Annotated in this window: 1 protein-coding gene; it reads right to left on the minus strand. The window is 72.8% G+C overall.

The features are described from left to right. Position 1: 1 nt before the first annotated feature. Positions 2-23,965 carry a non-ribosomal peptide synthase/polyketide synthase gene (locus OG782_RS34620; RefSeq protein WP_406457888.1) on the minus strand — a complete coding sequence of 7,988 codons (23,964 nt, stop codon included), beginning with the start codon at positions 23,963-23,965 and terminating at the stop codon, positions 2-4. Positions 23,966-24,021 lie beyond the last annotated feature (56 nt).

Genomic DNA, 24,021 nt, shown 5'->3' on the forward strand with positions numbered 1-24,021 from the left:
GTCAGTCCTCCTGAAGGGAATGGTTGGTGTCACCGGCATCACTGGTGGCCTCGGCGATCCTGGCGGCCAGGACCGGACCGATCTGGGCCAGCGATCCCGCCTGGGTCATCTGGTCGTGCCGGGTGGTGATCTCGTGGGATTCGATCCGGCCCGTGATGTACGGGCGCCAGACCTCCGGACCGGCGTCGTCGTGGCCCCGGTCGATCGTGGAGTTGAAGAGAAGGAGATCCCCGTCGTACCTGCCGGGGACGAAGTCGACCGCGAGCTTCGCGTTGTTGATCATGATCTGGACGATCACCTCTACCTGACGCTCATTCAGGCCGGCCAGCGCGCTGCCTCGCCGGTTCAGTACCTCGGCGACCTCGGCGTAGGTGATCTCCTGGTCGTCCAGCTCGTCCGGGTCGACGTCGAGGACCCCGACGAGCACGTCCCGCACGGTGGGCACCGGCTCCTCCTCGAACCGCACGTCCTTCACCGGGTAGGCGTCGAGGATCGCCAGCAGCGCGGTCCGCTCGCCACGCGCCTGCAGTTCGCAGGCCAGTGCGTGGGCGATCAGCCCACCCGCGGACCAGCCGAGCAGCAGGTACGGGCCCTCCGGCTGGACCTTCTGGACGTGGTCGGCGTAGTCCGCCGCCATCTCCTCGTACGACGTCGGCAAGGGTTCGGGGCGGCCGAGGCCGCGCGCCTGGATCGCGTACACCGGGTGCTGCGGACCGAGGTGGTTCAGCAGCCCGCTGTAGGACCAACTGATGCCGCCGCCGGGGTGGACGCAGAACAGAGGTGTGTCCGTCCCGGTCGAACGCAGCGGCAACAGCACGTCCAGGGCGTCGTCCGGACTGTTCATGCCCAGTCGTTCGGTGAGCCCGGCCACGGTGGGCGCCTCGAACAGCAGGCGGAGCCCCAGCTCCAGGCCGAGCGTCTCGCGGACCCGGGAGGCCAGCCTGGCGGCCAGCAGCGAGTGCCCGCCCAGATCGAAGAAGCCGTCGTCGATGCCCACCTGTTCCCGGCCGAGGACCTCGGCGAACAGACCGCACAGCAGCTGTTCCTGCGGCGTCCGGGGGCCGCGCCCGGCGTCCGACGCCCCGTAGTCGGGGGCCGGCAGCGCGGCTCGGTCGAGCTTGCCGTTGGCGGTCAGCGGCAGTGTGCCCAGGGTGACGAACGCCGCCGGCACCATGTAGTCGGGCAGTTCGCGGCGCAGCCGGCCGGCCAGCTCGGCCGTCCCGGGCGCACCCTCGGGCGCGGGCACCAGGTAGGCGACCAGCCGCTTGTCTCCCGGCCGGTCCTCACGGGCGACCACGGCCGCCTGGGCGATGCCCGGGCAGCCTGTCAGCACCGCCTCGATCTCCCCGGGCTCGATCCGCTGGCCACGCAGCTTGACCTGGTGGTCGACGCGTCCGGCGAACTCCAGAGTGCCGCCCCCGGCCTCCGCCCGGGGGTGCCCGTCCGGGCGCCACCAGGCGAGGTCGCCGGTGCGGTACATCCGGCTTCCGGCCGGCCCGTACGGGTCGGCGGTGAAGCGCTCGGCCGTCAGGCCGGGGCGGCCGAAGTAGCCGCGGGCCACGCCCGTCCCCGCGAGGTACAGCTCACCGACCATGCCTGCCGGCACCGGCCGCAGCAGGTCGTCGAGCACGTAGGCGCGCATGTTCGCCATCGGCCCGCCGATCGGCACGGTCGCGGCGTTCTCGGGGAGGTCGCGCACCGGGTGACAGGTGGCCAGGGTGGTGGCCTCGGTGGGCCCGTAGCCGTTCACCACCTCGATGCCGGGGCAGGCCGCGAGCACCCGCGCGGCGGCGGCGGGGGAGACCACGTCGCCGCCGGTCCACACCTCGCGGACCCCGGCGAGTGCGCCCGGTCGCTCCTCGGCGACCAGGCGGAACAGACCGGCGGTCAGCCACAGGCCGGTCACCCCGTGCGTGCTGATCGTGTGCTGCAGCAGGTCGAGGTCGAGCTGCTCGGGCGGTGCGACCACCACCCGGCCACCGTTGAGCAGCGGAACCCACAGCTCGTAGGTCGAGAGGTCGAAGGCCGTCGGGGAGTGCATCAGCACCCGCTCATGCCCGCCACCACGCCATTCGGGCGTCAGCGCCAGGCCCGCCACGTCCCCGTGGGTCACGGCCACGCCCTTCGGCCGTCCGGTCGAGCCGGAGGTGTACATGATGTACGCCACCTGCCCCGGTTCGCAGGCGACGTCGACGTCGTACGGGGCGGCGGGCTCGGACCGCATGAGCGCGGCGAGCACCTCGGGGGTGAGGACCAGGGCGGCCCCGCTCTCCCGCATGATCAGGTCGATCCGGGAGGACGGGAAGCGGGAGTCCAGCGGTACGTAGGCGCCACCCGCCTTCACGATCGCCAGGATCGCCACGACCAGCTCCGCCGAGCGGTCCATCAGGACCGCGACCGGCGTCTCCGGCCGTACGCCCTGGCGGATCAGCGCCCTCGCCAGACGACCGGCCCGCAGGTCGAGCTCCGCGTAGGTCAGCTCGGTGCCGCCCGCCACGACCGCGACCGCGTCCGGACCGGCCAGCACCTGACGGGCGAACAGCTCCGGCACCGAGGCCGACGGCAGTTCCGACGCCGTGTCGTTGAAGCCGTACAGCAGCCGGTGGCGTTCGGCCTCGGACATGAGGTCGATCCGGCTGATCGGCCGGCCGGGGTCGGCGACCGCCGCGCGCAGCAGGCGGGCCCAGCGCTCGAACAGCAGCTCCACCGTGGACGCGTCGAACAGATCGGTGGCGTACTCCACCGCGCCGACCAGGCCGTCGGCGCCTCCGTCCGGGCGGAACTGCTCGGCCAGGCTGAACGTCAGGTCGACCCGGGAGGTCCCGGTCGGCGCCTCCAGGTGGCCCGTCTCCAGTCCTGGCAGGGCGAACTCGCCGAGCGGCGCGTTCTGCAGGGCCAGCATGATCTGGAACAGCGGATGATGGGCCAGCGACCGCACCGGGTTGGCCACCTCCACCAGGTACTCGAAGGGCACGTCCTGGTGGTCGTACGCGGCGAGCGCCTTCTGCCGCACCCTGCCGAGCAGTTCGCTGAAGCAGGGGTCGCCGCTGGTGTCGGTGCGCAGCACCAGCGTGTTGACGAAGAAGCCGACGAGCTCGTCCAGTGCCTGGTCGGTGCGGCCGGCGATCGGGCTGCCGATCGGGATGTCCGTACCGGCGCCGAGCCGGTTGAGGAGAGCGGCGAGACCGGCCTGGAGCACCATGAACATGCTGGCCCCGCGTGCGGTGGCCAGGTCCCGCAGCGCCTGGTGCAGCTCGGGGTCCAGCCGGACCACGACCCGGTCGCCCCGCTGGGAGGCCACCGGCGGCCGGGGCCGGTCGGCGGGCAGCTGCACCTGCTGCGGAATGCCCGTCAGCTCGTCCTTCCAGTAGGCCAGTTGCCTGGCGAACAGACTGTCGGGATCGGCGGCGTCACCGAGCAGGTCGCGTTGCCAGCGGGTGTAGTCGGCGTACTGCACCGGCAACGGGGACCACTGCGGCTCCTCGCCCCGGCAGCGCGCCGCGTAGGCCGTCGCGAGGTCGCCGGAGAGCGGCCCCATCGACCAGCCGTCGGCGGCGATGTGGTGCACCACGACCAGCAGCACGTGCCGGTCGGGGGCGAGCGCGTACAGCTCGGCCCGGACCGGCGGCTCCGCTGCCAGGTCGAAGCCGCGCCGGGCCGTGTTCGCCAGGCGCTCGGCCAGCCGGCTCTCGTCGAGTTCGACCACCGGCAGCGCCGGGTGTGCCAGCGCGGTGCTCAGCACGATCTGGTACGGAACGCCGTCGGTCTCACGGAAGACCGTCCGCAGGCTCTCGTGCCGGGCGATCACGTCCGCGAGTGCGGTGTGCAGGGCCGGCCGGTCGAGGCTGCCGGTCAGGTTCAGCGCGAGCGGCATGTTGTAGGTGGCGCTCGGTCCGTCCATCCGGTGCAGGAACCACAAGCGCCGCTGGGCGAAGGACAGTTCCAGGTGCTCCGGACGGGGGAGGACGGTCAGCGCGGGCCGCGCTGCTCCGGAACCGTCCAGACGGGCCGCCAGCCCGGCCACGGTCGGGGTCTCGAACAGGGTCCGGACCTCCAGCTCGGCACCGAGGGTCGCCCGGACCCTGGAGGCCAGACGGGTCGCCAGCAGCGAGTGTCCGCCGAGGTCGAAGAAGCTGTCGTCGACCCCGACCTGTGCCAGCCCGAGCACCTCGGCGAACAGCTCCGCGAGGACCTGCTCCTGCGGGGTGCGCGGCGCCCGTCCGACAGCGGCGGTGCCGAGGTCGGGGGCGGGCAGTGCGCGGCGGTCGAGCTTGCCGCTGGCCGTCAGCGGCAGCGCGTCCATCGCGACGAACGCCGACGGGACCAGGTAGTCGGGCAGCCGCCCGCGCAGCCAGTCCCGGAGTTCGCCGAGGAGGGCGCCGGTGCCACGGCTGCCGGCCGGGCGGTTGGTCAGCGAGGACAGCGACCGGCCGGAGGCCACGGCCGGCTCGAACGCCGAGCCGGGGAGCGCCCGCGGACCGGCGAGGACGACGTCCACGGCGTCGGCCGCGGTGGCCGACCAGGTGACGGCCACCGTGCGGCCGAACTCCCTGCCGAGGGCGTGGAAGTCCTCAGGGTCGGGGAGGTCGCTCTCCTCCTGGGCGTGCAACCGCTCCAGCAGTTCCGCGAGCGGCCCGTCCTCGTGCTGCACCGCCCGGGCAAGGGCGGCTTCCCCCACCACACGGCCGTTCGGCACCCCGGTGATCCGCAGCACCTCGGCGGGCGGCTGGGCGAGCAGCTCGCGCAGCCCGGCCGTCCCGGTGATCTGCCGCCCCCAGGCCAGCTCGACGGACGCGGCCGGGGTCTTCGGGGCGACGAGCGGTTTGTGCAGCGTCACGTCGTAGCGGTACCGCGTCAGTTCGTTGTGGTGGCGGCCGCGCTTGACCTCCACGGCCATCGCGCCGATGTCCGTGCCGTGCTCGCGCAGGACGGTGAAGAAGTCCGGGTCGACCAGGAGTTCCTTCTCCACCCTGAGAGCCTGCTCCACCGCGCGGCGCACGGTCGAGCGGTCGGAGCCGTCGCCGGCCCGGTGCAGCTCGACAGCGGTGGCCAGCGGGCGAAGCAGCCGCAGGTTGCGGACGTCGCCGACGAAGAGCGCGCCCCCGGGGGCGAGCAGGTTCATCAGTTTCCCGATCACGTCCGCGAGGTAGTCGGCGGACGGGAAGTACTGCACCACCGAGTTGATCACGATGGTGTCGAACTCACCGGCCGGCAGCCCGTCGGTGTCGTGTGCCGGACGGGTCTCCAGCACCACGCGCCCGGCCAGCCGCTCCTCCTTCGCGACCTGGGCGGTCAGGGCGTCGATCGCGGTGGCGGAGAAGTCGGTCGCCCAGTAGGTCTCGCACCGGGGTGCGATCTGCGAGAGCAGCAGACCGGTGCCGACACCGACCTCCAGCACCCGGCGCGGCTTCAGAGCCAGGATGCGGGTCACGGTCGCGTCCCGCCATTCCCGCATCTGCTCGAGGGGGATCGGTCCGCCGTCGTAACTGCTCTTCCAGCCCACGAAGTTGTGGCCGAAGGCCGCTGCGTCGGGGGCGATGGGCAGGGCGTCGTAGACGTCCTGCCACTCGCCCACGTGGTCCGCCTCCAAGTCGCTGTCCCGGGCCGTGTCCTGGCGCGGGACGACATAGCCGACGAGTGAGTCGTCCCGGGCCGCGACGGCGGCCCGGGCGACGGCGGGGTGTTCGGCCAGGACGGCCTCGACCTCGCCGGGCTCGACGCGGAATCCGCGCACCTTCACCTGGTCGTCGGCGCGGCCGGCGTACTCCAGCTGGCCGTCGTCCAGCCTGCGCACCAGGTCGCCGGTGCGGTACATGCGCTCACCGGGGCCGAACGGGCAGGCGACGAACCTCCCCGCCGTCAGGCCGGGCCGGCGGAGGTATCCGCGAGCCAGGCCCGCGCCCGCGACGTACAGCTCTCCCGTCACGCCCGGCGGCACCGGCCGCAGCCGGTCGTCCAGCACGTACACACGGGCGTTGGCGATCGGCCGGCCGATGGGCGGTACGCCGGATCCCGGGGAGAGCGGGTCGCTCATGGTCGCGCACACCGTGGTCTCGGTGGGGCCGTACGCGTTGATCATCCGTCGTCCGGGTGCCCAGCGCTCCACCAGCTCCGGCGGGCACGCCTCACCCGCCACCACCAGCGTCGACACCGTCACCGTGCCGTCCGGCACAGCGGCGAGGACGGACGGGGGCACCGTCACATGGGTGGCGCCGAGGCCCGGATCGGTCAGGGCGGCGACCGGATCGGCGGCGGGGGGCAGCATCAGTGCGGCGCCGCCCAGCAGGGCGGTGAAGATCTCCGACACCGAGGCGTCGAAGCTGGGCGAGGCGAACTGGAGCACCCGGCTGCCGGGTTCGATCGCGAAGCGCTCGATCTGTCCTGCGACCAGACTCGCGACACCCCCGTGACCGACCACGACGCCCTTGGGGCGGCCGGTGGAGCCGGAGGTGTAGATGACGTAGGCCGGGTGGCGGATGTCGAGTGTGATGTCCGGGTCGGTGTCGGGCCAGTCGCCTTGGGTCACCGTGGCGGGGTTGTCGACCAGTACGGCGGGGCGGGCGTCGTCCAGCATGTATGTGATGCGTGACTGCGGGTAGGCCGGGTCGACGGGCAGGTAGGCGGCTCCGGCCTTCAGGATGCCCAGGACCGCTACCACTGATTCCACGGAACGCGGCAGGGAGACCGCGACCACTTGCTCCGGGCCGACCCCCTGGGCGATCAGGGCATGGGCGAACCGGTTGGCTCCTGCGTTCAGTTGCCGGTACGTGAGCTCGATGTCACCGCTGACCAGTGCGACCGCGTCGGGTGCAGCCGCCACCCGCGCCGCGAAGGCCTGCGGCAGCGGGACGGTGTCCACGTCCCGGGCGGTGGCGTTGTCGCGTTCAAGCAGCCGGTGCCGCTCGTCGTCGCCGAGGAGGTCGATCTCCCCGATCGGCAGCGCCGGGTCGGCGGTGACGGCCTCCAGCAGGAGGGTCCAGCGCCGGACCAGGGCGGCCACGGTCGAGCGGTCGAACAGGTCGGTGGCGTACTCGACCGCGCCGGCGATTCCGGCCGGGCTCCCGTCAGGACCGAACTGTTCGACCATGCTCACACCGAGGTCGAACTTGGCGGTGCCGGTCGCGACCGCGTAGGTGGTGACGTCCAGGCCGGGCAGCGAGAACCGGCCCATCGGCGCGTTCTGCACGGCAAGGATGGTCTGGAACAGCGGGTGGTGGGACAGCGAGCGGGACGGGTTGAGCGCCTCCACGAGGTGCTCGAACGGCACGTCCTGGTGCGCGTAGGCCGACAGGGCCGTCTCCCTGACCCGGCCCAGCAGTTCCGCGAAACTCGGATCACCGCTCGTGTCGGTGCGCAGCACCAGCGTGTTGACGAAGAACCCGACGAGATCGTCCAGTGCCTCGTCCGTGCGCCCCGCGATCGGACTTCCGATCGCGATGTCCGTGCCCGCGCCCAGTCGTGTGTACAGCGCTGCCAACGCGGCCTGCAGCACCATGAACAGACTCGTTCCGGTGCTCCGCGCCAATTCCGTCAGCGCGGTGTGCAGTCCGGGGTCGAGTTCCAGGCCGACATGGCCCCCGTGCCGGCCCGCGACAGCCGGGCGGGGACGGTCGGCAGGCAGGGGGAGCAGCTCCGGCAGGTCGGACAGCTGCCGCTTCCAGTAGTCGAGCTGCTCGGCGAACCGGCTCTGCGGGTCGGCGGTGTCGCCGAGCAGTTCACGCTGCCACAGGGTGTAGTCGGAGTACTGCACGGGCAAGGCCGGCCGGCTGACCGTCCGGCCCTCGCAACGGGCCGAGTACGCCTCGGCCAGGTCGCGGGCCAGCGGCCCGGTGGACCAGCCGTCAGCGGCGATGTGGTGCATGACCAGCAGCAGCACATGCTCGTCCGGCGCGAGAGTGAACAGTTCGGCCCGCAGCGGCGGCTCCGTCGCGAGCTCGAAGGGCTGCCGGGCGGACTCGGCGAGCCGCTCCGGCAGTTCGTCCTGCGTCACCTCGGTCGGCCGGGCCCCGAGGCGCACCGAGGCCGGGTCCAGCACGCGCTGGCAGGGTACGCCGGCAACCTCCGGGAACACCGTCCGCAGGCTCTCGTGCCGGGCCACCACGTCGGCCAGTGCCTGATCCAGTGCGGGGTGGTCGAGTGTTCCGGCCAGCCGCAGCGCCAGGGGGATGTGGTACGTCGCGGCGGCGGCGTCCATACGGTGCAGGAACCAGAGCCGGCGCTGGGCGAAGGAAAGCGGCACCGCCTCGGACCGCTCGTACGGGGCCAGCGCCGGGCGGGCACGGCCGGCCACGGCCAGCGCCTCGGCCAGGCCGGCCACGGTGGGCGCCTGGAAGAGTGCGCGCAGTTCGAGTTCCACGCCGAGCACCGAGCGCACCCGGGCGGCCAGCCGGGTGGCGAGCAGGGAATGCCCGCCCAGCTCGAAGAAGTCGTCGTCGACCGAGACCCGCGGCACGCCGAGCACCTCCGCGAACAACTCCGCGAGAATCTGTTCCTGCGGCGTGCGCGGCACCCGCCCGCTCCCCGCCGGCGCGGCTTCGGGCACGGGCAGCGCCGCCCGGTCCAGCTTCCCGTTGGGCGTCAGCGGCAACGCGTCCAGCACCATGAAGAGGGCCGGCACCAGGTAGTCCGGCAGCTGCTCGCGCAGGTACGCCGCCAGCTCCGCAGGACGGGCAGCCGGCTCGGGGCGGGCCACCACGTAACCGACGAGCCGGTCGTCCTGGGCCGCGACGGCGGCCTGGGCGACGGCGGGGTGTCCGGCCAGCGCGGCCTCGACCTCGCCGAGTTCGACGCGGAAGCCGCGGACCTTCACCTGCTGGTCGGCCCGGCCCACGTACTCCAGCTCGCCGTCGGCACGCCGGCGCACCAGGTCGCCGGTGCGGTACATCCGCGCGCCCGCCGGCCCGAACGGGCATGCCGTGAACCGTCCCGCGGTCAGGCCCGGCCGGTCCAGGTAGCCGCGTGCCAGACCCGGGCCGGCGACGTACAACTCCCCTGGCACGCCCGGCGGTACGATGCACAGCCGCTCGTCCAGAACGTACGTCGCGAAGCCCGCGACCGGCCGGCCGATGGGCGGTACGCCGGATCCCGGGGAGAGCGGGTCGCTCATGGTCGCGCACACCGTGGTCTCGGTGGGGCCGTACGCGTTGATCATCCGTCGTCCGGGTGCCCAGCGCTCCACCAGCTCCGGCGGGCACGCCTCACCCGCCACCACCAGGGTGGTCGCCGTGAGTTCGGCGCCGTCCAGCGCGGCGAGGGCGGAGGGCGGCAGCGTCACATGGGTGACGGAGAACCGGCGGTCCGTCAGGGCCTCCAGCGGAGCCTCGGCCGGGGCCAGTACGAGGGCGGCACCGGTGAGCAGTGCGCTGCACAGGTCCCAGAAGGACGCGTCGAAGCTGGGCGAGGCGAACTGGAGCACCCGGCTGTCCGGCGCCAGGCCGAGCCGGTCGACCTGCGCCGCCACCAGGCCCGACACACCGGCGTGGCTCACGACGACGCCCTTGGGGCGGCCGGTGGAGCCGGAGGTGTAGATGACGTAGGCCGGGTGGCGGATGTCGAGTGTGATGTCCGGGTCGGTGTCGGGCCAGTCGCCACCGGTCACCGTGGCGGGGTTGTCGACGACCACGGACGGGCGGGCGTCGTCCAGCATGTAGGTGATGCGTGACTGTGGGTAGGCCGGGTCGACGGGCAGGTAGGCGGCTCCGGCCTTCAGGATGCCCAGGACCGCGACCACTGATTCCACGGAACGCGGCAGGGAGACCGCGACCACTTGCTCCGGGCCGACCCCCTGGGCGATCAGGGCATGGGCGTACCGGTTGGCTCCTGCGTTCAGTTGCCGGTATGTGAGCTCGATGTCACCGCTGACCAGTGCGACCGCGTCGGGTGCAGCCGCCACCCGCGCCGCGAACAGCGCGGGCAGGCTCTCCCCGACCGCCCTTTCCCCGACTGCGGGCAGCAGCTCGTCGCGCTCCTCGGCGGACAGCAGGTCGATCCCGCCGATCGGCCGTTCGGGTGCGGCGGCGACCGCGGCCAGCAGCCGGGTCCACCTGGCGGCCAGGGTCTCGACCGTCGCACGGTCGAACAGGTCGGTGCTGTACTCGATCGCGCCGCTGAGTCCGGCCGGCTCGCCGTCGGGGCCGTACTCCTCCGCGAAGCCGAAGGTCAGGTCGAGCCGCGCGGTGCCGGTGAGCACGGCCATCCCGGAGACCTGGAGGCCCGGCAGTTCGAAGGCGCCGCCCGGCGCGTTCTGTACGACCAGACCGGTCTGGAACAGCGGGTGGTGGGACAGCGAGCGGGACGGGTTGAGCGCCTCCACGAGGTGCTCGAACGGCACGTCCTGGTTCGCGTACGCCGACAGCGCGGTCTCCCGCACCCGGCCCAGCAGCTCCGCGAAACTCGGATCACCGCTCGTGTCGGTGCGCAGCACCAGCGTGTTGACGAAGAACCCGACCAGATCGTCCAGTGCCTCGTCCGTGCGCCCCGCGACCGGACTCCCGACCGCGATGTCCGTGCCCGCGCCCAGTCGTGTGTACAGTGCAGCCAACGCGGCCTGCAACACCATGAACAGGGTCGCCCCCGATCGTCGTGCCAGCTCGACAAGCGCGGCGTGCATCTCGGCATCGATCCGGAGTTCCAGCACGTCACCGCTGTACGACATGGCGGCCGGGCGCGGCCGGTCGGCAGGCAGCTGCAACTGCTCGGGCAAACCGGCCAGCGTCCGCGTCCAGTAGGAGACCTGGCGGGCGAACAGGCTGTCGGCATCGTCCTCGTCGCCGAGGATCTCGTGCTGCCACAGGGTGTAGTCGCCGTACGACACGGGCAGCGGTGGCCATACCGGTGCCCCGCCGGCCTGCCGGGTGGTGTACGCGGCGGCCAGGTCACGGGCGAGCGGGCCCATCGACCAGCCGTCCCCGACGATGTGGTGCATGACCAGCAGCAGCACATGCTCGTCCGGCGCGAGAGCGAACAGCTCCGCCCGAAGCGGCACCTCCGAGGTCAGGTCGAAGCCGCGCACCGCCGCCTCGCGCAGCAGCGCGGACACCTCCCTTTCGCCGGCCGTGCGCACGGCCAGCGGGACGGCGGCCTCGGCAGTGTCCAGCACCCGCTGGAACGGAATTCCGCCGGTGTGCGGGAAGACCGTGCGCAAGGTCTCGTGCCGGTCCACCACGTCCACGAGTGCGGCGCTCAGCGCGGCCCGGTCGAGGTCTCCGGACAGCCGCAGAGCCAGCGGCATGTGATAGGTGGCGCTCGGCGCCCCGAACTGCTGGAGGAACCAGAGCCGGCGCTGGGCGAACGACAACGGCATCAGTTCGCGGCGCGGCCGGGGCACCAGAGCCTGCCGCGCGATTCCGGCGCCGTGCAGCCCGGCCGCCAGTCCGGCGGCGGTCGGGGTCCGGAACAGAGCGCGCAGCTCCAGTTCGACCCCCAGGGTCGCCCGGACCCGCGAGACCAGCCGGGTGGCGAGCAGGGAGTGCCCGCCCAGCTCGAAGAAGTCCTCGTCGACCCCGACAGCGGCGAGCCCCAGCACCTCGGCGAACACCTCGCACAGGATCTGCTCCTGCGGCGTGCGCGGCGCCCGGCCGCCGGCGGCCGGGCCCGGATCCGGCGCGGGCAGCGCCGCGCGGTCGAGCTTGCCGTTCGGCGTCAGCGGCAGCGCGTCGAGAGTGACGAACGCGGACGGAACCAGGTACTCCGGCACCCGGTCGCGCAGGAACTCCGCCAGCGCCGACGCGGTCACCCCGGTCGCGTCCGAGGGGACGACGTACGCGACGATCCGGTCCTCCCGGGCGAGTACCGCGACCTGGGACACGCCCGGGTGCGCGGTCAGCTCGGCCTCGATCTCACCGGGCTCGATCCGGAACCCGCGCACCTTGACCTGGTGGTCCACCCGGCCGGCGAACTCCAGCTCGCCGTCGGCACGCCAGCGCACCAGGTCGCCGGTGCGGTACATCCGCGCGCCCGGCTCACCGTACGGATGGGCGACGAAGCGCCCGGCGCTCAGACCGGGCTGGTTCAGATAGCCGCGAGCCAGCCCCGCTCCGGCCAGGTACAGCTCACCCAGCACACCCGGGGCCACCGGCCGCAGCGCCGAATCCAGCACATACGCCTCGCAGTTGGCGATGGGGCGGCCGATCGGCACCGGCAGCGGGCAGTCGGCCGGGTCGGCCGGAAGCGGGTAGGCGGTGATCACATGGGTTTCGGCGGGCCCGTAGTGGTTGTGCAGCACCCGGCCCGGCCGGCGGGCCTGGAAGCGGCGCACTGCACCACCCAGCCGCATGGCCTCTCCGGCCTGGGCGACCAGCCGCAAGTGCGGCAGGTCGAGACCGGCCTCCTCGGCGGCCTCGGCCAGCGCCTCGACCACCAGATTCGGCGCGAACAGCTCCTCGACCCGGTGCCGGTCCAGCCAGTGGGCGAGCAGCTCCGCGCTGCGGCGCTGCTCCTCGGTGGGCACCACGAGGGTCTTGCCGTACAGCAGCGCGGACAGCATCTCCTGCACCGAGACGTCGAAGCTGATCGCGGTGAACTGCGCCGTGCGCGTGCCGGGTTCGCCACCGACGGTCCGGTGGTGCCACTCCAGCAGATTCAGCAGTCCGGCGGCCGGCATCTCGATGGCCTTGGGCCGGCCGGTGGAACCGGAGGTGTAGATGACGTAGGCCGGGTGCCGGGCGTCCACGGGGACGACCGGATCGTGCTCCGGCAGCTCGCCGGCCGGTGTGACGGCCGCGAGGTCGTCGAGCACGACGGCCGGGCGGGCGTCCTCCAGCATGTACGTGATGCGGGCGGCCGGGTAGTCCGGGTCGATCGGCAGGTACGCCGCGCCCGTCTTGAGCACCGCGAGGACGGCGACCACCAGCTCGGCCGAACGCGGCAGTCGCAGGGCGACGACCTGCTCCGGGCCCACGCCTCGGGCGATCAGCGCGTGGGCCAGGCGGTTGGCCCGGCGGTTCAGCTCGCGGTAGCTCAGCAGGGTGTCCTCGAACACCACGGCCGGGGCCTGGGGCGTCGCCCGGGCCCGCGCCTCGAAGAGCGCGGGCAGGGTGGCGTCAGGCACCGGGCAGGCCGTGTCGTTGCGGGCGGCCAACAGCTCGTGCCGCTCCTCGGCGGTGAGGACGTCGACCCGGCTCAGCGGACGCTCCGGGTCGGCGACCGCCGCCGCCAGCAGCCGGAGCCACCGGGCGACCAGCGCCTCCACCGTGGCGGCGTCGAACAGGTCGTTGCTGTACTCGACCCGCCCGACGATGCCCTCGGCCGGCCCGCCGGTGCCGCCGCGCTCCAGCAGGTGGAAGCCGAGGTCGAACATCGTCGTCGGCGTCCGGACCAGCATGATCTCTGCGGTCAGACCGCTCAGCTCGAACTCGGTGCGGGGCACGTTCTGAAGCGCGAGCAGCACCTGGAACAGCGGCTGCCGGGTGAGCGACCGGGACGGATTGAGGGCCTCGACGACATGCTCGAACGGCAGGTCCTGGTGTTGGTAGGCGCCGAGAGCCCCCTCCCGGACCCGGACCAGCAGCTCGGCGAAGGACGGGTCGCCGCTGGTGTCCGTGCGGAGCACGAGGGTGTTGACGAAGAACCCGATGAGGTCGTCCAGCGCCTGGTCGGTCCGGCCGGCGATCAGGCTGCCGACCGGGACGTCCGTACCCGCACCGAGCTTGTCCAGCAGCGACGCCAGGCCGGCCTGCAGCACCATGTACACACTGGCGCCGTTCTCCCGGCCGAGCCGGACCAGGCCGGCGTGGAGTTCCGCGTCCAGCTCGACGGCCAGGTGGCCGCCGGAGGAGGAAGGTGTCGCGGGGCGGTGGCGGTCGGCGGGGAGCCGGATCTGCTCCGGCAGGTCCGCGAGCGTACGCGTCCAGTAATCGGTCTGACGGGCGAACAGGCTGTCCCGGTCGGCCGCATCGCCGAGCAGTTCGTGCTGCCACAGGGTGTAGTCGGCGTACTGCACGGGCAGTGACGCCCACTGCGGCGCCCCGCCCTGGCGGCGTGCCGCGTACGCGGTGGTCAGGTCGGCGGCCAGCGGGCCCAGCGACCAGCCATCACCGGCGATGTGGTGCATCACCAGGAGCAGGACGTGCTCGTCCGCCGAGACCTCGAAGACCTCGGCGCGCAGCGGTGGTTCGGTGGCGAGGTCGAAACCGCGCGCAGCGGCCTCCGTCAGCAGTTCCGGCAGGGCCGTCTCGTCGGCCGGAATGACCGACAGTTTCGGGCGCGCCTCCTCTGTGGCGAGTACTCGCTGGTAGGGCACGCCGTCCGTGGCCGGGAAGACCGTGCGCAGGGTTTCGTGCCGGCCGGCGAGGCCGCCGAGCGCCGCTTCAAGAGCCGCCAGGTCCAGCGGTCCCGAGAGCCGCCACGCGAGCGGCATGTTGTAGACCGACTCGGCGCCCTCCAGCTGGCGCAGGAACCAGAGCCTGCGCTGGGCGGACGAAAGCGGCACCAGCTCGGGCCGCTCCGCCCGCCCCAGGGCGAGCCGGGCCCGTTCCGCCCCACCCAGCCCGGCGGCCAGCCCGGCCACGGTCGGGGTACGGAACAGGGTGGACAGGGCCAGTTCCACGCCCAGCGTCGCACGGACGCGCGCCACCAGCCGCGTAGCGAGCAGGGAGTGCCCGCCGAGGTCGAAGAAGTCGTCGTCGACACCGACCTGCGGCAGGCCCAGCACCTCGGCGAACAGGCCGGCCAGCACGTGTTCGCGGGGAGAGTGCGGTGCGCGGCCGGGCGGAGTCGCGGTGGACTCGGGCTCGGGCAGGGCGCGCCGGTCCAGCTTGCCGTTCGGCGTCAGCGGCAGCGTGTCCAGCACCACGAACGCCGACGGCACCATGTACTCCGGCAGCCGCTCGCGCAGGTGCGCCCGCAGGTCCTCCGGTCGAAGCTCCGCCCCGGCGGCGGCCTGCAGGTAGGCGAGCAGACGGGGGCCCTGTGCCCGGCCCTGCCGGACGATCACGGCGGCCCGCGCGATTCCCGGGTGCTCGGCGAGGACCGTCTCGACTTCGCCGAGTTCGATGCGGAAGCCGCGGATCTTGACCTGGTCGTCGGTGCGGCCGAGGAACTCCAGGTCTCCGTCCGGGTTCCACCGCACGAGGTCGCCCGTGCGGTACATCCGCGAGCCGCCGGGACCGAGCGGGTCCGCCACGAACCGTCCCGAGGTCAGGCCCGGCCGGTTCAGATAGCCGCGCGTCAGGCCCGCACCCGCGATGTACAGCTCACCCGGCACCCCTGCGGGCACGGGCCGCAACGCGGCGTCGAGGACATGCAGCCGGACACCGCCGAACGGCCGGCCGATCACCTGGCGTGAACTCGACTCCAACAGCGCGACGACCGAGTCCACCGTGCACTCGGACGGCCCGTAGTAGTTCAGGGAGAACACGCCGTCGGTCTCCCGCAGCCGCTCCCACATCTGCTCCGGCACGACCTCGCCGCCCAGCGCGACCACCGAGGGACGCCACCGCGGGTCGTCCAGCAGACCGTGTTCGATCAGGACCTGGAGATAGGAAGGGGTGCCACCGACCGTGTCCAGGTCCGCTCGCACGGCGTACTCGATGTAGGCCTCCGGGTCGGACCAGGTCGCCTCGTCCAGGACGTGCAGCTCGTGGCCCGCGAACAGGCCGAACAACTGGTCGCACGAGCCGTCGAACGACACGGAGGTGGTCAGCCCCATCCGTACGCGCTCGCCGGCCCTGGAGATCAGCGGCCGCTGGTTGGCGAACAGGTTGACCAGGCCGCCGTGCGTCGCCACCACACCCTTGGGCCTGCCGGTGGAACCCGAGGTGTAGATCACGTAGACGGGGTGGCTCGGGTCGACGGCCACCATCGGATCGGCCGTCGGGCAGCTCGCCACCATGGCGGCCGTCTCCGGCTCGTCGAGCACCAGCCGTCCGGCAGCACCGTCCGGCAGCCGGTCCCGGGTGCGGGCGTCGGTCACCGTCAGGACCGGGCGGGCGTCGTCGAGCAGGTACGCGATCCGGGCTGCCGGATACTCGGGATCGACCGGAACGTACGCGGCGCCGGTCTTCAGCACCGCCAGAATCGCCACCACCAGCTCGGCCGACCTCGGCAGCGACACCGCCACCAGCCGCTCAGGTCCAGCACCTCGCGCGATCAGCGCGTGCGCCAGCCGGTTCGCCCGCGCGTCCAACTCCGCGTACGTCAGCGACGCTTCCGGTCCCACGACCGCGAGGGCGTCAGGAATCGCACGCACCTGGGCCCGGAACAGTCCCAGCACGCTCTCGGCCGGCGCCGCCGTCACCGCGGGCCCGGTACCCAGCTCCGTCAGTTCCCGGCGCTCCTCGGCGGACAGCAGGTCGAACCTGCTCAGCCGCTGCCGGGGATCAGCGACCGCGGCGCGGAGCAGCCGCTCCCACCGCCCGATCATCGTCTCGACGGTGGCCGGGTCGTACAGATCGCAGGCGTACTCGACGGACCCGTCGATCCCCTCCGGGGAGCCGTCCTGCGCGTGCCGCTCGGACATGGTGAAGATCAGGTCGAGCTTGGCCGTGGTGGATGTCGACGGCATGTCGTCGACGCGCAGTCCGGGCGGCGCGAAATCGGCCCGGGGCGCGTTCTGCAGCACCAGCATCACCTGGAACAGCGGGTGGTGCGCCAGTGACCGGGACGGGTTCAGGACCTCGACCAGGTGCTCGAACGGAAGGTCCTGGTGGGCGTACCCGGCCAGTGCGGTGTCCCGGACCTGGCCCAGCAGCTCGGCGAACGTCGGATCGCCCGACGTGTCGGTACGGAACACCAGGGTGTTGACGAAGTAGCCGACCAGCTCGTCCTGCGCCTGGTCGGTCCGGCCGGCGACCGGGCTGCCGACCGGAATGTCGTCGCCCGCGCCGAGCTTGCTCAGCAGTGCCGCCAGACCTGCCTGGAGCACCATGAACAGACTGGTCCCGTGCGCGCGGGCGAGCTCGCGAAGACCGCGGTGCAGGTCGGCGTCGAGACCGGCGAACACAGCACCGCCCCGGTGCGAGGCGACCGCCGGGCGGGAGCGGTCGGCGGGCAGCTGGATCAGCTCCGGGAGACCGGCCAGTTGCCGGGTCCAGTAGTCCGCCTGGTCGGCGATCAGGCTGTCCCCGTCGGAGGAGTCGCCGAGCAGTTCGTGCTGCCACAGGGTGTAGTCGGCGTACTGCACCGGCAGCGGCGACCACTGCGGCTCCTCGCCGCGGCGGCGCGCCGCGTAGGCGGCGGTCAGGCCCTGCACGAGCGGGCCCAGCGACCAGCCGTCCCCCGCGATGTGGTGGAGCACCATCTGGAAGACGTGCTCGTCCGGCGCCGGCTCGAACAGCTCGACCCGCAGCGGGGCATCGACCGCCAGGTCGAACGGGCGGTCCTTGGCCGCCGCCATCAGAGCGGGCAGACCTGCCTGGGTGGTCGGGCTCACGAGCAGCCGCGGGCCGGCTGCCTCCGCGTCGAGCACCAGCTGGTGCGGCACACCGTCCACCGCCGGGAAGACGGTGCGCAGGCTCTCGTGCCGGGCCACCACGTCCGCCACGGCGGCCTCCAGGGCCTGCCGGTCCAGCTTCCCGGACAGCCGCCATGCCAGGGAGATGTGGTAGTTCGCGCCGGCGCCCTCCAGCTGGTGGAGGAACCACAGCCGTCGCTGCGCGAACGACAGCGGGATCACGTCGGGGCGCTCGCGCCGGACCAGGGCGGCCTGCGCCGGCCCGGCCGCCACCAGGGCGGCGGCCAGGCCCGCCGGGGTCGGCGACTCGAACAGGGTGCGCAGCGGCATCTCCACACCGAGCGTCGCGCGGATCCGGGCGGCGAGTCGGGTGGCCAGCAGCGAATGCCCGCCCAGCTCGAAGAACCCGTCCTCGACGCCGGCCGACGCCACCCCCAGGACCTCCGCGAACAGCTGGCAGAGGATCTGCTCGTGCGGAGTGCGCGGTGCTCGGGCGGTGGCCGACGGGGTGAGGTCGGGGGCAGGCAGGGCCCGATGGTCCAGCTTGCCGTTGACGGTCAGCGGCAGTGCGTCCAGCATGACGAACGCCGACGGCACCATGTACTCCGGCAGCCGCTCCCGCAGGTGCTCCCGCAGGCCGGCGGAGCTCGGTGCGGCGCCCACGGCCGGCACCAGATAGGCGGTCAGCCGGGTGTCATCGGCCCGGTCCTGCCGGGCCAGAACGGCTACCTGAGCGATCTCCGGATACGCGGCCAGCGCTGCCTCGATCTCGCCGAGCTCGATCCGGAAGCCGCGCACCTTCACCTGCTGGTCGGCCCGGCCGACGTAGCGCAGACTGCCGTCCGCCGCGCGGCGCACCACGTCACCGCTGCGGTACATCCGCGATCCCGGCCGTCCGAAGGGGTCCGCCACGAACCGTCCGGCAGTCAGGCCCGGCCGGTTCAGATAGCCGCGTGCCAGGCCCGCGCCCGCGACGTACAGTTCGCCCGCCACGCCGGGGGCCACCGGCCGCAGGCCGTCGTCGAGCACATACGTCCGCAGGTCCGGGAGGGCCGTGCCGATCTGGCCGGCGGTGGTGCCGGACCCGTCGAGTGCCGAGTACGTGACGTGCACCGTGGTCTCGGTGATGCCGTACATGTTGACCAGCCGCGGCGCATCCTGCGGATGCCTGTCGTACCAGCTCGCCAGCCGGGCGTGCTCCAGCGCCTCACCGCCGAACACCACCATGCGCAGGGAGAGCCGGCGGCCGGTCTCCGGGGCCTCCGCGTCCGCCTGCATCAGCTGGTAGAAGGCGGACGGCGTCTGATTGAGCACCGTCACCCGCTCGCGGGCGAGCAGGTCCAGGAACAGGCCGGGCGAGCGGCTGGTGTCGTGGTCCACGACCACCAGGCGGCCGCCGAGCAGCAGCGGGCCCCACAGCTCCCACACCGAGAAGTCGAAGGCGTAGGAGTGGAAGAGGGTCCACACGTCCTTCGCGGAGAAGTCGAACAGGTCCCGCGTGGTGTCGAACAACCGCACCACGTTGCGGTGCGGGACCACCACGCCCTTGGGGTTGCCGGTGGAACCGGAGGTGTGGATGACGTAGGCGGCCTGGCCCGGGTCGACGGTGACCCCCGGGTCCGTGTCCGGCAGCCCGTCCAGGTCGGCGGTGTCCAGCAGCAGCCGGTCCACGTGCTCCGCCCCCGGCAGCTCTCCGATCCGGCTCGTCGTCACGAGCAGCGAGGGCTGGGTGTCCTGGAGCAGATAGGCGATTCGGGCGGCCGGGTACTCCGGGTCCACCGGTACGTACGCGGCGCCCGCCTTGAGGACCGCGAGCACCGCGACGACCAGCTCCGCCGAGCGCGGCAGGGCCAGGGCCACCAGGTCCTCCGGCCGCACCCCGCGGTCGATCAGGACATGCGCCAGCCGGTTGGCGCGGGCGTTCACCTGGCCGTACGTCAGTGTGGCTTCGCCGTCCGTGAGGGCGGTCGCGTCCGGGTTCGCCCGCACCTGGCGCTCGAACAGCACGGGCAGGCTGTGCTCCGGCAGCTCCCCGCCCCGGTCGGCGCCGGCCGGCAGCAGTGCCCGGAGCTCGTCGGCGGACAGCACGTCCACCTGGCCGATCCTTCGGCCGGGGTCGGCGACGACGGCGCGCAGCAGTCGCAGCCACCGCTCGACGATCTCGGTGACGGTGGCCGCGTCGAACAGGTCGGTGCTGTACTCCACCACGCCCGACAGCCCGTCCTCGCCGGGCTGTTCGGCCAGGACGAAGTTCAGGTCACACTTGGCGGTCCCGGTGTGGACCAGGTCGGCCGCCACCCGCAGCCGCGGCAGATCGAAGGTGCCGGACGGTGCGTTCTGCAGGGTGAGCATGGTCTGGAACAGGGGGTGGTGCGCAAGCGTCCGGGTCGGGTTCAACGCCTCCACGAGGTGCTCGAACGGCACCTCCTGGTGCGCGTACGCGGACAGCGCGTCGGAACGCACCCGGCCGAGCAGCTCTGTGAACGACGGGTCGCCGGACAGATCGGTGCGCAGCACCAGGGTGTTGACGAAGAAGCCGACCAGGTCGTCCAGGGCCTCGTCGGTGCGACCCGCGATCGGCGTGCCGACCGGGACATCGGTTCCGGCGCCGAGCTTGCCCAGCAGAGCGGCCAGACCGGCCTGGAGCACCATGAAGAGACTGGCTCCGCCGTCGCGGCCGGCCTCGCGCAGCTCCCGGTGCAGCTCGGCGTCGATCCGGACCGGCAGGTGGGCGCCCCGGTAGGACATCACCGCGGGCCTGGGCCGGTCGAAAGGCAGCTCGACCTGCGCGGGAAGGTTCGCCAACTTGTCACGCCAGTACGCAAGCTGGCTGCCGAGCAGGCTGTCGGGGTCGGTGCCGTCGCCCAGCAGCTCCTGCTGCCAGAGGGCGTAGTCGGCGTACTGGACCGGCAGGGGCGACCACTTCGGCTTCGCCTTCTCGCTACGGGCCGCGTAGGCGGTCGCCAAGTCCCGCGAGAGCGGCCCCGTCGACCAGCCGTCACCGGCGATGTGGTGCACCACCAGGAGCAGCACGTGTTCCTCGGCGCCGAGCCGGAACAGCTCGGCACGCAAAGGAGGCTCCTCGGAGAGCTCGAAGCCGTACCGCGCCGCCTTTGCCAGCCGGTCCGGCAGATCGCGCTCGCCGAGCTCGGTCACCCGCAGCAGCGGCCGTGCCGCGTCGAGGCCGAGCACCTGCTGGCACGGCACGCCGTCGACCACCGGAAAGACGGTGCGCAGGCTCTCGTGCCGCTCGACCACGTCCGACAGGGCGGCTTGCAGGGCGTGCTGGTCCAGGCTCCCGGACAGCCGCAGAGTCAGCGGGATGTTGTAGGTGGCACTCGGGCCCTCCATGCGGTGCAGGAACCACAGTCGGCGCTGCGCGAAGGACAGCGGGACCGTCCCGGGCCGCTCGCACCGCCCCAGCGCCGGGCGCGCCCGAGCTGCGACGTCCACCGCGGCCGCCAGCTCCGCCACCGTCGGCGCGTCGAACAGGTCGCGCAGCCTCAGCTCCACGCCCAGCACGGACCGTGCCCTGGCAATCAGCCGGGTGGCCAGCAGGGAATGCCCGCCGAGAGCGAAGAAGTCGTCGCCGACACCGACCTGAGGCAGGCCCAGCACCTCGGCGAACAGCCCGGAGAGCAGTTGCTCGACCGGGGTGCGCGGAGCTCGGCCGGGTGCGACGGACTCCCGCCCGGGGGCGGGGAGGGCGCGCCGGTCGAGCTTGCCGTTCGGGGTCAGCGGCAGCGTGTCCAGCACCACGAACGCCGACGGCACCATGTGCTCGGGCAGCCGCTCCCGCAGCCGGGCCCGCAGCTCGTCCGCCCGGAGGTCCTGCCCCGCGGCGGGGACGACGTAGCCGACCAGCAGGGGTTCGTCGTCGGTGCGCACCGTGACGGCGACCCGGGCGACCTGCGGGTGCTCGGCGAGGGCCGCCTCGACTTCGCCGAGTTCGATCCGGAAGCCGCGGATCTTGACCTGGTCGTCGGTGCGGCCGAGGAACTCCAGGTCTCCGTCCGGGTTCCACCGCACGAGGTCGCCCGTGCGGTACATCCGCGAGCCGCCCGGACCGAACGGGTCCGCCACGAACCGTCCCGAGGTCAGGCCCGGCCGGTTCAGATAGCCGCGCGCCAGGCCCGCACCCGCGATGTACAGCTCACCCGGCACCCCCGCGGGCGCCGGCCGCAACGCGGCGTCGAGCACGTAGAGCCGGGCGTTGGTGACGGGCCGGCCGATCACCGGGCGAGGGCTTGATGCCGTGGGAGCGGCAACCGAGTTGACGGTGCACTCCGAGGGTCCGTACAGGTTGAGGCAGGAGTGTCCGTCGGCGGCCCGCAATTGCTTCCAGAGCTCGTCGGGGACGGCCTCGCCGCCCGCCGCGACCAGCGCTGGGCGGCCCTTCGGATGGTCCAGCAGCCCATGGGCGACGAGGACGTGGAGGTAGGAAGGAGTGGCCTCGACGTAGTCCAGCCCGCGGCACGCCGCGTAGTCCACGAAGGCTTCGGGGTCGGTCCACGTCGCATGGTCCAGGACGTGCAGCTCATGGCCGGCGAAGAGGGCCATCAACTGGTTCCAGGAAGCGTCGAAGGACACCGAGGTGGTCAGTGCCACCCGCAGCCGCCGCCGCTCCTCCAGCAGCGGTGCGAACAGCACCAGCCGGTGGTCGGCGAGTACGTCGAGCAGGCCCCCGTGCGTCGCCACCACGCCCTTGGGCCGGCCGGTGGAACCGGAGGTGTAGATCACGTACGCCGCGTGGCTCGGATCGACGGCCGTCATCGGGTCCGAGACGGGGCAGCCCGCCACCAGCGCGGCCGTCCCGGGCTCGTCGAGCACCAGTCGGTCGACCGTGCCCCCGCAGGGCACACCCTCACCGCTGCGGGAGTCGGTCACCACCAGAGCCGGGCCGGCGTCGTCGATCAGGTAGGCGACCCGGGCGGCCGGGTACTCGGGGTCGACCGGGACGTACGCCGCTCCGGTCTTCAGCACCGCGAGGATCGCCACCACGAGCTCGGCCGACCTCGGCAGTGATACCGCCACCAGTCGCTCGGGCCCCGCACCCCGCGCGATCATCGCGTGTGCCAGCCGGTTCGCCCGCGCGTCCAACTCCGCATACGTCAGTGAGACGTCGCCGCACACCAGCGCGACGAGGTCCGGAGTCGCGCGGACGTGCTCCCGGAACAGCTCCGGCAGGCTCTCGGCCGGAGCCGCTGCCGTCGGCCCGGTGCCGAGGGCCGCCACCGCGCGGTGCTCCTCGGCCGTGAGCAGGTCGATCCGGCCGACCGTCTCGTCCGGGTCGCAGTCGGCGACGGTGTCGAGCAGGGTGAGCAGCCGCTGCTGGTGCGCGACGAGGTCGTCGTCGCCGTACGCCTCCGGGGCGCCGTGCAGCCGGAGAAGCGGGGGGTTGCCGTCCCGGTAGTCGAAGACCCAGACGGCCAGATCGGTGGTCGACCCCGACACGAAGTGGTGGACCGAGGCCGGATGCCCGGCGAAGCTCGGCCGGGCGTTGAACGCCATGATGTTGACGATCAGCGGGAACGCGGTTCCGATGCTGCCGGGTGCGCCGAGGTCGCGCAGCAGGTCCTCGCTGCGGTAACGCTCGTGCGCGACGGCCGACTCCACCTCCTGGGCCGCTTGTGCGACGAGATCGCCCCACGGCATGTCCGGTCGGACGGTCAGGCGCAGGGGCACCACGTTGGACAGGGTGCCGGGCACTGACATCAGGTCGGGACCGGAACCCCGGCGGGCGGTGACGGGGAGGGCGAGTACCACGTCCTGGGCGCCGCTCAGCCGGTGGGCGTAGAGCGCTGTCGCCGCGACCACCATCCGGGACCACCGCACACCGGCACGGCCCGCCGCGGCCCGCAGTGCCTCGGGGCTCCGCAGCTCCTGCTCCCCGGCCACGCGCAGAGCCCGGTGCGGGTCGGTCGCGGAGGTGTCGGTGAGCCGGGTCGGGGAGGGCAGGTCGGCGAAACGGCCGGTCCAGTAGGAGCGGTCGGCGGTGAAGTCGACGGACGAGCGGTAGGCGGCGTCACTGTCGACGAGATCCCGCAGCGAGCCGAACGGGCAGGGCGGGACGACACCGTCCCCGGCCAGCGCCGAGTACACCTCGCCGACCCGCTGCCGGACCATGGAGCTGCTGATCGCGTCGAGCACCACGTGGTGGTAGTTCAAGTACCAGAGGTACTCCGTCGGCGACAGCCGGATCAGGGCATGGCCGAACAGCGGATCACGGCCGAGGTCCAATGGACGGGCCAGGTCCCGCTTCATCCAGTCCATGGCCGCGGCCCGGGGATCCGGCTCGGTGCCGAGGTCGAGGTGGACGGGCGCCCAGTCCCAGGTCTCGCGGAGGATCTGGCGCGGGCCTTCACCGTCGTCGGTGAAGGTCACGTGCAGGGCGTCGACCTCGTCGACCACCCGGCGCAGCGCGGCTTCGAACAGCTCCGGGTCGACCGGCCCGTGGATCTCCAGGCATTCACCGACGCGGTAGCCCGGGATCGGTGTCCGGGAGCTCTGCTCGGCGAGCCAGATCTCCCGCTGGGCCGCGGTCAGGGGAAGGACGTCTCCGTCGCGACGGGACATGGGGGTACCTCCAGAAGTATGGGTGGGCATGCGCGCAGGACGTGCCGGGCCGCGCC

Source organism: Streptomyces sp. NBC_00876 (genome assembly GCF_045207435.1).
Classification (GTDB): Bacteria; Actinomycetota; Actinomycetes; order Streptomycetales; family Streptomycetaceae; genus Streptomyces.